Raw genomic sequence first — 14,800 nt, 5'->3', positions numbered from 1 at the left:
TAAGAATTCCCTTCAGATCCGCTCAAGTGATTTTACGAGGAACTCAAATGAATTCTTCACTGTCTCGATTTCCACTTTTTCATCGGGGGAGTGAGGGTATAGGATAGTGGGACCAAATGAAATCATCTCCATGTCGGGCATCACACCTTGGATGATTCCACATTCCAAGCCAGCGTGCATAATCATCACTTGAGGCTCTCTACCGTAGTGCTCTCTAAAGACCTCTTCCATAACCTCAACCACATGCGAATGTGGCTCGGGATTCCAGCCATTGTAGTCCCCATCAAACTCAACACGGGCTCCAATGATCAAAAACGTACTTTCAATTGCAGATCGCAACATTTCTTTGCGTGACTCTGAGGTACTCCGTACTAGGAAGTGTACCTCAAACTTTCCTCCGCCCAACCGGACAGCGGCCATATTGGACGAAGTCTCTACTGTTTCGGGAAACTCTGCAATAAAGGAAACTGCGCCATTTTGGCAGGCCTCAATAGCATTGATGATGTTGTCTCGGATCTCAAATGGCACAATAGAATCTGGCATCTGCTCAGCAATCTCGCAATTCAGAGAAATTCTATCTTCAATGCCTTTGTATTCTTCATTGTAAAGGTCTTCCCACTCTTTTACGAAATTCTTGAAATCTTCCAGTTCGTCTTCTGCCAATGTCACCACTGCTTTTGCCTCACGCGGGATGGCATTGCGAAGAGTTCCACCTTCCATTGATGCCAACTCTAGATCAAAAGCCGCCACAGCTTTTTTCAAGAAGCGAAACATTAGCTTATTGGCATTACCTCTCCCCAGATGAATATCTGCTCCAGAGTGGCCACCTTTTAGTCCCTTGAGAGAAATCAGCAAGGGGATACTATTGGGCATCACAGTTTCATCCCCCTTGTATTCCATAGAGACATTGACATCCACCCCTCCGGCACATCCAATATAGAGGAGCCCATCCATTTCGGAATCAAGATTCAGAAGGTACTTACCTTTTAGGAAGCCTGGTTTCAGTGCATTGGCTCCTACCATTCCCACCTCTTCGTCAATGGTCACCAATACCTCCAATGGTCCATGTTTCAAGGTATCGTCCTCCAGCACGGCTAATGCCATTGCCACGCCAATGCCATTGTCCGCTCCAAGCGTGGTATTGTTGGCACGCACATAGTTCCCATCTATATGTGCATCTATCGGATCTTTGAGAAAGTCATGATCCACATCGCTGTTTTTTTGAGGAACCATATCACAGTGCCCCTGAAGCGTAACCATAGGACGGTCTTCGAACCCCTTTGAAGCAGGCTTGCGGATAACCACGTTGCCAACCTCATCCATATGTGTCTCAAGTCCTAGCTTTTCGCCAACACTTTTGATATACTCAGCAGCTTTTTGGGCATGGTGAGTCGGGCGTGGAATCTGTGTAAGATCATAAAAATACTTCCATACCGCCGTAGGCTTAAGTTGCGTGATTTCTTTGGACATAGTATCTATTTACTTGATATTGATGATAAGTTTTTGGTTTTTGCCTTCCATTACATGCGAAGTTACGAATTTTCAGTTGTTCTCACAAACTTGTTTCTCATGATCGAATGATTAGTTTTCAAGCATGAAAATGGCGGAAAGAATGTATTTGTAAGAACACGCTATTAGGACCTTCTTCCTATTTATTTTTTTGAAATCACACAAAAAGACTACATTTTCCTTTTTGATCCTTTATTCAAAAGGTCTCATATTAGGCTACTTTTCTTACCTTTGTAGGATAAGGTACCTTAAAGTAAAGATAAAGCATGAAAATAACGATACTTGGCTATGGCCGAATGGGTCATGAGATAGAAAAAGTAGCCGAAAAAAGAGGGCATGAGATAGTCGCCAAACTAAATAAGGGATGGTCTTCCCTACCCGAGTGTGATGTGGTTATAGAATTCACGACCCCAAAGGAAGCTCCACAAAACATATTAATGGCACTCCAACAAAACCTGCCCGTGGTATCTGGCACCACGGGGTGGCTTGAGCAATGGGAGGATATAGTAGACTATGTTGAGGCGATGAATGGGACACTGTTTTATGCCTCAAACTTCAGCATTGGAGTCCATATTTTTCGGAAAATCACAAAAGAGCTTGCGCGTTACATGAATGCCCTTCCGGAATATGACGTCAGTCTGGAAGAAGTACACCACATACACAAACTTGATTATCCAAGTGGCACTGCGCTATCCATCGCAAAGGATATCCTTGAGCAATTGGCTCGTAAATCTGATATTCAATCATATCTCGCACCTGCCGATCTACCCCAAACCGTCACCGAAAAGACAATTCCGATTCATTCTATTCGTGAGGGCGAAGTGGCCGGAATACACAGGGTAACATTTGACTCTCATCAGGATACCATTCGACTTGAGCATGAAGCTCATGGACGCGAAGGACTGGCACTTGGTGCTGTACTCGCCGCCGAATACATACAAGGGAAGAAGGGAATTTTCAACATGGACCATCTGCTAAAGCTATAATTTACAGACCAATGAAAAGACTAAATTTCTCACGACTTGATAAATGGGATCGTACGTGGTTGTTTTTTTGGTTAACCATCACAGTCGCTATTGGCATATGGATGAGTAGTTTATGGGTACCCTTGGTGCTGGGACTATTTATTTTTGACGGCTATGTGACCCGTTATATCCCATGGAGATGGTGGCAAAAGTCGGACAAACCTTGGATCAGGGCCTCCATGAAGCTCATCGAGGATATTGTAGTCGTGTTTTTGCTCGTACATGCACTTAACATTTTGTTTTTCCAACAGTTCAAGATTCCTACCTCATCCCTTGAAAAAACAAATCTTGTTGGTGATCACCTTTTTGTGAGCAAACTAAGCTACGGTCCAAGACTTCCCATGACACCGTTGGCTTTTCCTTTGGTACATAATCGCTTCCCTTTGACAGAACAAAAAGCATTTATTGCCAAGCCACAACTAAAATACAGACGTCTACCGGGATTTGGTAGCGTGAAACGAAACGACATCGTGGTTTTCAACTTTCCTCCAGGGGACACGATTACAACAAGAGTGACCAATCCTGACTATTACACACTCATCTATCAATATGGTCGAGAACGTGTAAGGAGTGACGAGCGTACCTTCGGGAAGATTGAGTACCGACCGGTAGACATGAGAGATCACTACGTGAAACGAGTTGTGGGGATGCCGGGCGATTCTCTACAGGTTATCAACAATCAACTGTATATCAATAATACATTACAGGAGTGGCCCAAACACGCTCAACTAAACTATTTTGTACAAACGGGTGCTAATCATATAACGACAGAAGAACTGGAAAAACTAGGTGTTTCAAAAGACGATATTCTTCTATTGGATGGCACCAATTCCTCTTACGATCCTCTTTTTAGTTCATTAGGACTTAAACGAGACACAGTCGGGCATGTCAATTACGGCAACGTATACCATTTTCCTCTAACCAATGAGATGCTATCAAAGCTCAAAAAGCACAGCGCCGTAAAAGAAATAATCGTTGAGCCATCACCTCAAAACAAGGACTTTCCCACCTATCCTTTAACTCCTAAGAACACTTGGGAGCGGGACAACTATGGTCCTATATGGATTCCAAAAAAAGGGTCGACCATAAGGCTAACCCTTGACAATCTACCTATGTATGAACGTTGCATCAGAAACTATGAGCATCACACATTGAGTGTAAAAGATGATGTCATATTGATTGACGGACTACCAACAGACACCTATACATTCGAGATGGACTACTACTTTATGATGGGAGACAATAGACATAATTCTGCCGACTCTCGTTGCTGGGGCTATGTACCAGAGGATCATATCGTTGGCAAACCTCTTTTTATTTGGCTTTCGCTTGATAAGGACAAGAGCTTGCTAGGAGGTAAAATTCGATGGAATAGAATGTTTACGGTCCCCAAATAATGCTTGTCGGTCAATAGCTGAATTCAGTATAATAGGTAGCCGGTTTCACTCATCGTATACATGAGCCAAACCGGCTACATTGGTATTTGAAAAATTACACTCGTATGATTGCTTTACCTTCTTTGTTTTGTCCAAGTACGGCATACATGCAGATCATATGTGACTTTCCTGACACAGTCATTTACATCGGAGAAACGTATCAAAAGCAAACCCTCCGAAATCGTTGTACCCTGATGACAGCCAATGGTCAGGTTGACTTCACCTTTCCTGTAATGAAGTATGATTACCCAACTCCACCGTCCAACAAGATATTAATCTCTGAGCATGGCGCATGGCGACACCGACTGGAATACACACTGAGATCGGCCTACATGGTTGCTCCATTTTGGGATCATTATGAAGCAAAGATTCTTGACCTTATTTATAACCGTTCATTCCAGACCCTTGTGGACTACAACAAGGCATGGATGAATTTTATATGCGAGGTGCTAGATCTTTCCTCACCTGCTCATGTCACAGACTTACCGAGAGAAGCTGAGTTTCATCCGGAATATGGGGAAACCACATTTCCTAAAACAGTAAAAATGAAGCGGTACTGGCAAGTTTTTGAGGAGCGGTATGGATTTACTAGCTCACTCTCTGCCCTAGACCTAATCCTCTGTGAAGGACCGTATGCGCAAAGGACAGCACTTCAGAAAGAGAAGTGATGAACAATATTCGGCAGGAAGAAAGAAACGACTATCAAGGTTGAACAAATTTCTGGAGCAATCCATACATCTCTTTTTGGGTTCGTACGCCGGTTTTTCCATCTTTCTTGGGGATATTATCAAGTGACTCGTCCAAATATACCGCATTTACAGTATCGGCCAAGCAGAGCTCCAAGACATCATGCAAAAGTTTCTTTAGCCTCTTGTCATGGACAGGTGCTGCACACTCTATTCTACGGTATAGATTCCTGCGCATCCAATCTGCACTTGAGATAAAGTAGAGGCCTTCGCCCCCATGATGAAAATACCAAATCCGCGCATGCTCCAAATAAACATCCACCAAACGGATGATTCGAATATTTTTGCTGTACGGTTGATTAGGGACAAGTCGACAAATGCCCCTCACGAGCAAATCAATTTTCACACCGGCCTGAGAAGCTTCATACAGACTGGTTATGATACTTTCGTCTTCCAATGAGTTCATCTTGAGTACCATACGTGCCTCACGCTTCTGATGAGCTTCATTTGTCTCATAGGCTATAAGTTCATGAATGTGCTCCACCATCCCTTTTCCCGCTACAAGTATGTGCCCGAAAGTACAATCTTTTATAGTTCCCTCCAGATGCCTAAATAGTGTCAGTAGCTCGCCTGTCAACTCCTTTCTTGTCGTAAAAATTGTAATATCCGAGTAGATCTTGGCCGTCTTCTCATTGAAGTTCCCAGTACTAAAGATTGCCACACCTGGCGTATTATAGGTATGGCCGTCGTAAAACTCTAGGACAGCTGTCTTGGCATGAACTTTTAGCTTTGGTAGAGAGTAAATGATTTTGATTCCATGCCTAATCATTCGTTGAGCTGTCACAAGATTATTCTCTTCGTCAAATCTTGCTTTCAGTTCAACAAAAACAGTTACCTCTTTTCCGTTATTGGCTGCCTTTATCAATTCATCTATAATCTCCGAATCTTCTGCAACCCGGTATTGCGTTAGCTTGATCGCTTTTACTCGTTGATCTTTTGAAGCTTCGTCTAGAAGATCAAGCAAGTACTGAAATGAGACATATGGCGCATAGATTGCTTCATCCTGCGACAGCAGATGATCGATTCTACTCTTTGAGGCTTCCCACCTCAGATGACGTATTGGTGAAGGGTAATGTTGCGCGAACTTTTCTCCTAATGGATTGGGAAGCTTGATCAAATCATGCAATTGGAGATGACGTCTAGCCTCCATCATATCTTCTGAGGCTATTTCAAAGCTCTCTTGTAGCAGAGACTTCGCGTCCAAGGGTATTGCATCATCGTACTGAAAACGAGAAATTTCTCCAATCTTTCTTTTTCGAATAAGTTTACCAATGTCCCGAGCAAGCTCTACCCCTCCTTCATCGTCCCCTATCACGACATCGGCATCACGGGACACCTTGAAGCTCCAAGAGCCTACCACCTCATATCCAGGAAAAACCATCGGAAGCCCAAGTCGGACAGCTTCATCCAAAAAAGTATATGCAAATCGCTCTTTTTTTGATGGTACCTGAAGAAAACGTGGCACCTTGCTAAAGGGCAACTTGATCATATAGTGACATTTGCTTCCATCAGATCTACTTCGCAACTCGACACACAGATAAATTCTCTTGTCGCGAATAAATGTATGTAGCCGACTAGGATCTATACAAACGGGCTGAATAAAAGGGAATATCTCCTGCGAAAAGTAGGATTTTACAAAGCCTTTCACCTCTTCGGGGTAATCCCTAAAATCAGTATATAGATCCACCCCGACGCTCCGAAGATCTGGCACCATTACCTCCTCCCATGCGTACCTAAAAAGTTGTTCTTGATCCCTTACCTCACAAGTAACATCCTCCAAGTCTCGGATACGCTCCCAGACATCCTTCCGACCGGCATTCATTCTACGCCTTATGGAGGCTTTTGCTCCAGCGACACGGATTTGGTAAAACTCCTCTAGGTTTGAACTAAAAATAGAGAGAAACTTCAGCCGTTCATATATAGGGACATCACGATCCAGTGCCTCCAACAACACCCGCTTGTTGAATGAAAGCCAACTAACATCTCTACCAAAGTATCGATATACCTTATCCTTAGGCATTTCCTCCAAATACCCCTTGTCCCTCTTAGTCATGTCATCTAGAATTCACTGGAGAAATGAAACTGTATATCTGGAAATTCCTGCTGCGCCATCCTGAGCATATATGCTGAATCTGCCAAGTACACGTCCCTTCCTTGAGTATCCTTTGCCATATACTGGGCCTTTCTTTTCATAAAGTCTTCCAATGCCGCCTCATTGTCCGACTTCACCCAACACGCCTTATAGAGACTGATGGGTTCCCATCGACACTTAGCGTTGTACTCGTGGAGCAAACGATACTCAATTACCTCAAACTGTAGCTGCCCTACCGTTCCGATCAGTTTTCGTCCATTGTATGTATTGGTAAAGAGCTGTGCCACGCCCTCTCCCATTAGTTGCTCTATACCCTTCTGGAGTTGCTTGGCCTTCTGTGGGTCTGCATTTTCTATGTACTTAAACATCTCCGGACTAAAGCTTGGCAACCCTCTGAAGTGCAAAACTTCACCTTGGGTAAGCGTGTCTCCGATTTTAAAGTTTCCCGTATCCGGCAAACCCACAATATCTCCGGCATAGGCTTCGTCGACCACCTCTTTTTTTTGCGCCATAAAAGCGGTCGGACTGCTAAATCGTAGATCGCGATCTAGACGAACATGATGGTAATTGGTGTTTCGCTCAAACTTTCCCGAGCAGATCTTGACAAAGGCGATACTGCTACGGTGATTGGGATCCATATTGGCATGTATCTTGAACACAAAGCCGGTAAAACTCTCCTCATACGGATCCACCTGTCGTTCCACTGCCTGTGTGGGCGAAGGTCCCGGAGCAATCTCCACAAATGTATCCAATAGCTCCTTGACCCCAAAGTTGTTGAGGGCAGAGCCAAAAAAGACAGGTGCCAGCTCTGCATCCAGATAACGTTTTTCATCAAGTCCGGGATAGATTTCCCGGATTATCTCCAAGTCATCGGCCAGTTTCTTTGCCTGCCCCTCGGACATATACTTCAGGATATCCGGAGTACCGACTTTCACATCGACTCGCTCAGACACATGAGTCTTGTCTTGAGCACTAAAAACAGCCATTGTACTGTCATAGACGTTGTACACCCCTCTAAATCGATCACCGGAATCCACCGGCCAAGAGAGAGGGGTGGTAGCTATTTGTAGCTCTTCCTCTATTTCATCCAGCAAGTCAAATGGATCTTGAGACTCACGATCCATTTTGTTTACAAAAACAATCACCGGAGTCTTTCGCATTCTACAAACCTCCATCAGACGTCGAGTCTGCAACTCCACACCACGTGCTCCGTCGATCACAATGATCACCGAATCTACTGCAGTCAGAGTTCTAAACGTGTCCTCTGCAAAATCTTGGTGACCGGGAGTATCTAGAATATTGACTTTATACCCCTTGTACTCAAATCCCATGACGGACGTTGCCACAGAGATTCCTCTCTGCTTCTCTATCTCCATCCAGTCCGAAGTGGCTGTTTTCCGGATCTTATTACTCTTGACTGCCCCAGCCACATGTATGGCTCCACCAAAAAGGAGAAGCTTCTCGGTCAGAGTGGTTTTTCCCGCATCCGGGTGTGCAATGACGGCAAAAGTCCGTCTCCTGGCGATCTCAGTTTCGTTGTATTTCATTCACTATCTACTTCTATTACTTCACTTAGTGCTTCCCTCCATGGTCTAAACAGTTCCGGGTACTCATCACTTAGCCATCCTTTGGCTAGCACACTGTAGGCTGGTCGTTTTGCCCGAGTCACAAAGTTGGCACGAAAAGTTGGTACCACCTCCTGCTCGTAGCCAAGCTCTCTTGCTATTTCCTTGGCAAAATCATACCTGCTAGCCTCTCCTAGATCGGTCACATGGAAAACCCCATGGGTCCAATGCCCATCTACGACATATCGTTCGATGAGACGATAAATAACCCTTGCCACAGTAAGTGTGCTTGTGGGACAGCTTACCTCATCAGTGACGACACAAAGCCTGGCACCATCATTTATTTGCTTGCGAATCTTCCCATAAAAGCCTCCATTCCCCCACTTCGTAGGACCGTAGAGCCATGAGACACGCAAGACGGTGGCACCGTGATCCAAAGCCAAGCGCTCACCTTTTAGTTTACTCAGTCCATAGACCGAAATCGGATTTTCTTTTCCCCCACCCTCAATATAGGCCGTATTTTGGAGCCCATCAAAAACATAATCCGTGCCAATATGAATCACATGGTCATGAAGGGTGGTCAGCCACCCAGGCACATCGGCATTGACCGCATAGGACCTGTCTAGATCCTCCTCCGCTCTCTCCACATCGGTATAGGCTGCACAGTTGACCACGACTACCGGGCTCCGAGCTGCCAACAAAGACCGAACGGCCTGCAAATTGGTTAGATCCAAGTCTCTGTGAACGGTCGGATACCAGCAAAAATCATCCGGATCGGGATAGAGTCTCAAGAGTGCGGTTCCGAGCTGTCCTCCGGCTCCTGTCAACCAGACATATGGCTTACCGACATCCGACATTCACATCACGAATCCAAGTGGAGGCTTCCTTCCTGTATACTCCTATAGCGGTCAGAGAGCATGGCTAGAAAAGTGCTAAATTGCTTGATCGAAGCAGTCGTCTGCTCCGAAACCTCCTCACCCTTCGCACGCAAAATCAAGTACCCGTAGATTCCCACAAAGCAGGCCTCCACTTCACCATAGTCCGAAGAGCCGGATCGCTCACGCAATCCCACTATACTCGGCAAAGTTGCGTAGTACAACGAAGCAAAAAGAGATTGAGACGGAGACTTCAATAGCCGACTCACAAGTTCCTGAAGCTCATCCACAATAGCACGAAGTGCCATCACATGTCCCGATTCAGTCACATCTTGTAGTTGCATTTGCACTGCAAGGTCATTGTACCACTCCTCGGTTTCTTTCATCAGATCTGGAGAGAGGTTGTATCCTTTTTGGACATAATCATGAATGCGCTCTGCATCAAAGTCCAGCATCCGAATAATATCCTCCACCTGCCACATATAGAGGATATACTCAGCGATATTCTCCTTTTTCTTTTTTCTTGCTACTATCATCCTAAAGAGACTCCAAAATTACCAGCCAAAGTTAATCAATTCCAATTAGATCTAGCTTAGTAAACATACCAAAGCCCATATGGCATGCGGTGAATGATTTGCGCCAGATAGCTTGAGATTAGTCTGCTTGATTGTGATTCAAGACCATCAATTCTTCCGGGCATGCGTAGGTCACACACCGATTATCGGGATCCAAGCCACAAAACCAAGAATCAACCAGAGGTAGACAACACTCTACACCTTCATCATCAACGATCAATAACAAGATATTTACCGTAGAACTATCCACGTCACTGAGCTTGCCAATATACCCACGAGTTGGATGCAAAAACGTATAGCCGAGGAGTGATTTTATGGAGTTGGGGGATGATGAAGACATACAGTCTTGTATCAAAGATTGATCCACCAGTACTTGTGCACCTCTGAAACGCTCTGCATCGTCTCCACTCTCAATCATCTCGAGCTCAACAATCAGGTTGTCCCATGTGCCACGCAAGTCCAGAAGCCTAAATGGAACCGGAATCCCATCTATTGAGATGAATAAGTACTCGGGATCTATGTCCAAATACTCTTCATGCAGTAATGATAAGATCAGCTCGCCGGACTGTCCGCGCACTTTTCGGATAATCCCGTATGGAGCAAGAGTGGGAACGTGGTATGGCATTTCTTCAGCAATGGTTCAATCAATACGAGTAATCCGAGCTCCTATTGCATTGAGTCGCTTGTCAATGTTTTGGTATCCTCTGTCAATCTGGTCGATATTGTTGATTCGGCTTTCGCCATCGGCAGACAGTGCGGCAATAAGGAGTGCAATTCCAGCTCTGATGTCAGGAGACTCCATGACTGCCGGTCTAAACTTATACTCATGATTCAATCCTATGACGGTCGCACGGTGGGGATCGCAGAGAATAATCTGTGCTCCGATATCAATGAGCTTATCGACAAAAAAGAGCCGACTTTCAAACATTTTCTGATGAATCAGCACGCTACCCTTTGCTTGCGTGGCAGTTACCAGCAACACACTTATCAAGTCCGGGGTAAGCCCAGGCCAGGGAGCATCTGCCAGGGTTAGGATAGAACCATCCATAAAAGACTCCACACGGTATGAATCTTGAGCCGGTATATGGAGGTCGTCTCCCTCTTCATTGACCGTGATACCAAGTTTTCTAAATGCATCCGGAATGATACCCAACTCACGAAGGTGGGTGTTTTTTATGCGAATATCGGACTGCGTGACAGCAGCAAGACCAATGAAGCTACCGACTTCAATCATATCGGGCAACATCGTGTGCGTCGTGCCGGAAAGTCTCTCCACTCCGGTAATGGTAAGGAGGTTACTTCCGACACCCTGAATGTCTGCTCCCATCCTGTTGAGCATTCGGCACAGTTGTTGGACGTAGGGTTCGCATGCAGCGTTGTAGATTGTTGTCACCCCTTGAGCCAAGACGGACGCCATAATAATATTGGCTGTACCGGTGACCGAAGCTTCGTCCAAAAGCATGTAGCACCCCTTGAGCCCATTGTCGGCCTCAATCGTAAATAGATCTCGCTCCTTATTGTGATGAAATGTTGCACCTAGGTTTGTGAAACCTATAAAATGGGTGTCCAGCCTACGACGGCCTATTTTATCCCCTCCCGGCTTGGATATGGTGGCTTTTGAAAAGCGACCAAGGAGAGGGCCGATAAGTAGTACTGAGCCACGCAACTTGCGGCTTTTTTCCAAGAATGCGTGAGAGTATGCAAAGTCGAGATTGACATCATCTGCTTGAAAGCTATAGGTATCCTGATCCACTTTGGTCACTTTGACCCCAAGTTCCATGAGGAGCCCTATGAGGTTTTTGACATCCAAGATATCCGGTACATTATGGATGGTAACCACTTGATCTGTCAGCAAAACCGCAGAAATAACTTGGAGAGCCTCATTCTTAGCTCCCTGCGGAATTATTTCACCCGAAAGGCGATACCCGCCATCAATCACAAATGATGCCATAGCTGTATGGTTTTGGGGTTATCTTTTTCTTCTGTTGTTATGGGGCTTTTTAGAGGAGAGGGCAGCACCCTCTCGCAGGTCATTCGCCTCCGGCAGTTGGAAAAGCAGCTCGTCCAAGTATAGTTTGCCTTCCGACAATTCATACAGGTCGGCAAAAATCTTGGTGTTGGCGACACTCTCCTTATTCCAGTTGATGTAATCACGCTTCATCTGTACTGCAATTTCCTTGGCTAGCTCCATACGTTTTTCTTCATCGTCCTCCTGAAGGGCGATTGCGATCATGCGCTCAACACTTCGACCATAGTGGCGGTACCGAGGACGATACTGGTGATCATTATCCAGCTGTCTGTCAATCTTTGCCGTATACTCTTCACGAGTGGTAACCTCATATGGGAAATCCACGTCAAGCCGAAAGTCGGACATGATATAAAGGTGGTCCCACAAGACTTGCTCAAAATCGCTCCTAGCTCTATCCGCAGAGGAGATGGAGCTCATGATTCGGATGATTGTTTCGGCACACCTCTGTCGCTCGGCACGATCTGCGATCAGGCAACACTCATTGACCATGTTTTGTACATGGCGACCATAAGCAGGAAGTACCAGAGCGGGGGTAATGCTATTGTAGTCTTTATTCATTTCAGGTTGTCGAGTCGTTTTTGGATCTTCGTCGTGTCATCCTCGTAGCCGGGTTTTCCCAGGAGTGCAAACATATTGTGCTTGTAGTCCTCCACACCCGGTTGGTTGAATGGGTTGACGCCCAAGAGATAACCACTGATTCCCACTGCTATTTCAAAGAAATAGTAGAGTTGCCCCAGGGTATGTTCATTTAGTCTAGGCAACGAGAGGTGGATATTGGGGACTTCTCCATCCAAGTGGGCCAACAGTGTTCCCTGCTCTGCCATTTTGTTCACAAAGTCCACATGCTTGCCGGCTATGAAGTTGAGGCCATCCAAGTTGTCTGTATCCTCGGGGATTTTGACCTCATGCTCTACCTTTTCTATACTGATGAATGTCTCAAAAAGGTTGCGCTCCCCTTGTTGGATCATTTGCCCAATGGAGTGCAAGTCTGTCGTAAAGTTTGCCGAAGCCGGGAAAATCCCCTTGGCATCCTTACCCTCGCTTTCGGCATAGAGTTGCTTTAGCCACTCTCCTACATACTGCAACTTGGGAGAGAAGTTGGCAAAAACCTCAATCTTCTTGCCCGCCTTGTAGAGTAGGTTTCGGGTGACAGCGTATTGTGCGGCCGGATTCTTCTCTATCGGCACATTTTCGTTGGTGAGGTCTTGCATGGCTTTTGCTCCCTCTACCAGTGCGACAATATCAAATCCGGCAACGGCTATTGGCAAAAGTCCCACCGGAGTAAGGACGGTGAATCGGCCACCGATGTTGTCCGGGATGATATAGGACTTGTAGCCCTTCTTTTCGGTCAAGGTGCGCAACGCTCCCTTGTGGGCATCAGTTATCGCTACGATGTGCTTTTGTGCAAACGATGCTCCCTGCTCACGCTCGAGCATTTGAGACAAGAGCCTAAAGGCAATGGCGGGCTCAGTGGTAGTTCCACTCTTGGAGATATTTATGATCCCAAACTTTTTGCCCTTGAGTAGTTCCATCAGCTCATATAGATAGTCCTCGCTGATGTGGTTACCTGCATAGAGGAGTGACGCTCCGGACTTTGGCTTGTAGGCGGCAAAGGAGTCCTGGAGGGCTTCTACCGTTGCTTTGATACCTAGGTAGGATCCACCGATCCCGATGGAGACAACGTACTCGCAGTCTTGTCTCAGTCGATCGGCTGTCTCAGCTATATCCTTCAGGAGTTCGGGCTCTATCGAGTGGGGCAACCGGATCCACCCCAAAAAGTCTGCACCCTCGCCATCACCTCTATAGAGTGATGCCAGTGCTCCTTGCGCCTTGGTCAGATCTTGTTGGTATTGTTTGCGTAGCTCCTCAGTGCCGAGAGCGTTGTTTATGTTTAGCTTGATTGCGTTCATTGCAGTTACGTATATGTTTGGTTTAATGAATTAGTCCTTTCAGTCTGTCCACAGCTCTTGGGCAATCCAGTCTGTGGTAGAGGATCTGGTACACTGTCTCAGCGATAGGCATGAAGACCTTGTACTTCTTATTCACCTCGTGGATACACTTGGCTCCATAGTACCCTTCGGCGATCATATCCATCTCGAGTTGTGCCTGCTTCACCGTCCGCCCTTTTCCCAGCAGAGTGCCAAATGTACGGTTACGGCTATACCGAGAGTAGGCTGTCACCAGTAGATCACCGAGATAGACGGAGTCGGTTATGGGTTTTCGGGTCGTTGAGAGGGCCTTGGTGAATCGATCCATCTCAGCCGCAGCATTGGCGATGAGTACCGCCTGAAAGTTGTCTCCCATGCGCAGTCCCTGGCATATCCCGGTGGCTATCGCATAGATGTTTTTGAGGACACTGCAGTACTCGATTCCATTGACATCCGAGCTCACCAGTGTGCGGACATAATCGCAGACAAGCTTCTCCTCTATCTTTTCGGCGTTTCCCATATCGGAGCAAGCGATGGTCAGGTACGACATTCGGTCCATGGCGACCTCCTCAGCGTGTGTCGGCCCACTGATCACACCGATCATATCCGATGGCACCCCAAACTCCTTAGTCAGGTAGTCCGAGATGAGCAGATACTCCTCGGGGATAATCCCTTTCACGGCATTGAGAATAAACTTTCCTGCCAGCTCATGCCCCTGTAGCTTGTCAAAAGTACCCTTGATATAGGGCGAGGGGGTGACCAGCAAAATAGTGTCGCAAGCCTCCACTACCTCACGGACATCGGTATAGAAGTGGATCTTGTCCAGGTCAAAGGTCACGGAGGTGAGGTACGAGGGGTTGTGCGCCCCGGCCTGAAACTTCCGTACCGTCTCCTTGAACCTAAAGTACCAGTGCACCTCATTGCCCGAGTCGATCAGTATTTTTGCCAACGCTGTGGCCCAGCTTCCGCTGCCTATGATTCCGAACCTCATAGGTGACCATACACCACCCTCCACTTCTT

13 protein-coding genes are annotated in these 14,800 nt (G+C 46.2%); 3 read left to right on the top strand and 10 right to left on the bottom strand.

Annotated elements, in window-relative coordinates; genetic code table 11:
- Positions 1-12: 12 nt before the first annotated feature.
- Complete coding sequence (locus tag AC1EK1_RS05455) at positions 13-1,470, bottom strand: aminoacyl-histidine dipeptidase (protein WP_480306028.1); 1,458 nt, start codon at positions 1,468-1,470, stop codon at positions 13-15.
- 305 nt (positions 1,471-1,775) lie between these two features.
- Here AC1EK1_RS05455 and dapB point away from each other — a divergent pair, with 305 nt between their 5' ends.
- From dapB to AC1EK1_RS05440, 3 genes are all read left to right on the top strand, one after another.
- Complete coding sequence (gene dapB / locus AC1EK1_RS05450; protein ID WP_480306027.1) at positions 1,776-2,495, top strand: 4-hydroxy-tetrahydrodipicolinate reductase; 720 nt, start codon at positions 1,776-1,778, stop codon at positions 2,493-2,495.
- An 11-nt stretch (positions 2,496-2,506) separates the two neighbouring features.
- On the top strand, positions 2,507-3,931 hold the full coding sequence (lepB, locus tag AC1EK1_RS05445) for a signal peptidase I (RefSeq protein WP_480306025.1): 1,425 nt from the start codon (positions 2,507-2,509) through the stop codon (positions 3,929-3,931).
- Between the two features lie 104 nt (positions 3,932-4,035).
- Positions 4,036-4,638 carry a WbqC family protein gene (locus AC1EK1_RS05440; protein ID WP_480306023.1) on the top strand — a complete coding sequence of 201 codons (603 nt, stop codon included), beginning with the start codon at positions 4,036-4,038 and terminating at the stop codon, positions 4,636-4,638.
- Between the two features lie 34 nt (positions 4,639-4,672).
- On the opposite strand, the gene ppk1 is transcribed toward AC1EK1_RS05440, so the two are convergent.
- The 9 genes from ppk1 to AC1EK1_RS05395 form a co-directional block, all read right to left on the bottom strand.
- A complete protein-coding gene (gene ppk1 / locus AC1EK1_RS05435) occupies positions 4,673-6,769 on the bottom strand; it encodes a polyphosphate kinase 1 (protein ID WP_480306022.1) in 2,097 nt (698 codons plus the stop codon).
- Between the two features lie 5 nt (positions 6,770-6,774).
- Positions 6,775-8,355 (bottom strand): peptide chain release factor 3, encoded by a 1,581-nt coding sequence (locus tag AC1EK1_RS05430; RefSeq protein WP_480306021.1) that lies wholly within the window; start codon positions 8,353-8,355, stop codon positions 6,775-6,777.
- The gene (locus AC1EK1_RS05425; protein WP_480306020.1) at positions 8,352-9,230 is read right to left on the bottom strand and encodes an SDR family oxidoreductase; all 879 of its coding nucleotides are present in this window, start codon (positions 9,228-9,230) and stop codon (positions 8,352-8,354) included. Before AC1EK1_RS05425 ends, AC1EK1_RS05430 begins: the two co-directional genes overlap by 4 nt.
- Before the next feature lie 5 nt (positions 9,231-9,235).
- Entirely contained in the window at positions 9,236-9,784 is a 549-nt protein-coding gene (locus AC1EK1_RS05420) for a DUF4924 family protein (RefSeq protein WP_480306018.1), read from the bottom strand.
- Between the two features lie 118 nt (positions 9,785-9,902).
- Positions 9,903-10,448 (bottom strand): ribosome maturation factor RimM, encoded by a 546-nt coding sequence (locus AC1EK1_RS05415; RefSeq protein ID WP_480306016.1) that lies wholly within the window; start codon positions 10,446-10,448, stop codon positions 9,903-9,905.
- Positions 10,449-10,463: 15 nt separating this feature from the next.
- Complete coding sequence (gene murA / locus AC1EK1_RS05410; protein WP_480306015.1) at positions 10,464-11,774, bottom strand: UDP-N-acetylglucosamine 1-carboxyvinyltransferase; 1,311 nt, start codon at positions 11,772-11,774, stop codon at positions 10,464-10,466.
- An 18-nt stretch (positions 11,775-11,792) separates the two neighbouring features.
- Positions 11,793-12,410 (bottom strand): DUF4290 domain-containing protein, encoded by a 618-nt coding sequence (locus AC1EK1_RS05405; RefSeq protein WP_480306014.1) that lies wholly within the window; start codon positions 12,408-12,410, stop codon positions 11,793-11,795.
- Positions 12,407-13,762, bottom strand: a complete 1,356-nt coding sequence (locus tag AC1EK1_RS05400; protein ID WP_480306012.1) for a glucose-6-phosphate isomerase — start codon at positions 13,760-13,762, stop codon at positions 12,407-12,409. The genes AC1EK1_RS05405 and AC1EK1_RS05400 overlap by 4 nt, the downstream gene beginning before the upstream one ends.
- Positions 13,763-13,784: 22 nt before the next feature.
- The gene (locus AC1EK1_RS05395) at positions 13,785-14,771 is read right to left on the bottom strand and encodes an NAD(P)H-dependent glycerol-3-phosphate dehydrogenase (RefSeq protein ID WP_480306099.1); all 987 of its coding nucleotides are present in this window, start codon (positions 14,769-14,771) and stop codon (positions 13,785-13,787) included.
- Positions 14,772-14,800 lie beyond the last annotated feature (29 nt).

The organism is Porphyromonas sp. C0026D3, from assembly GCF_056590775.1.
Note: the sequence above shows the minus strand (reverse complement) of the source record. Positions and strands in the feature narration are given on the sequence as shown.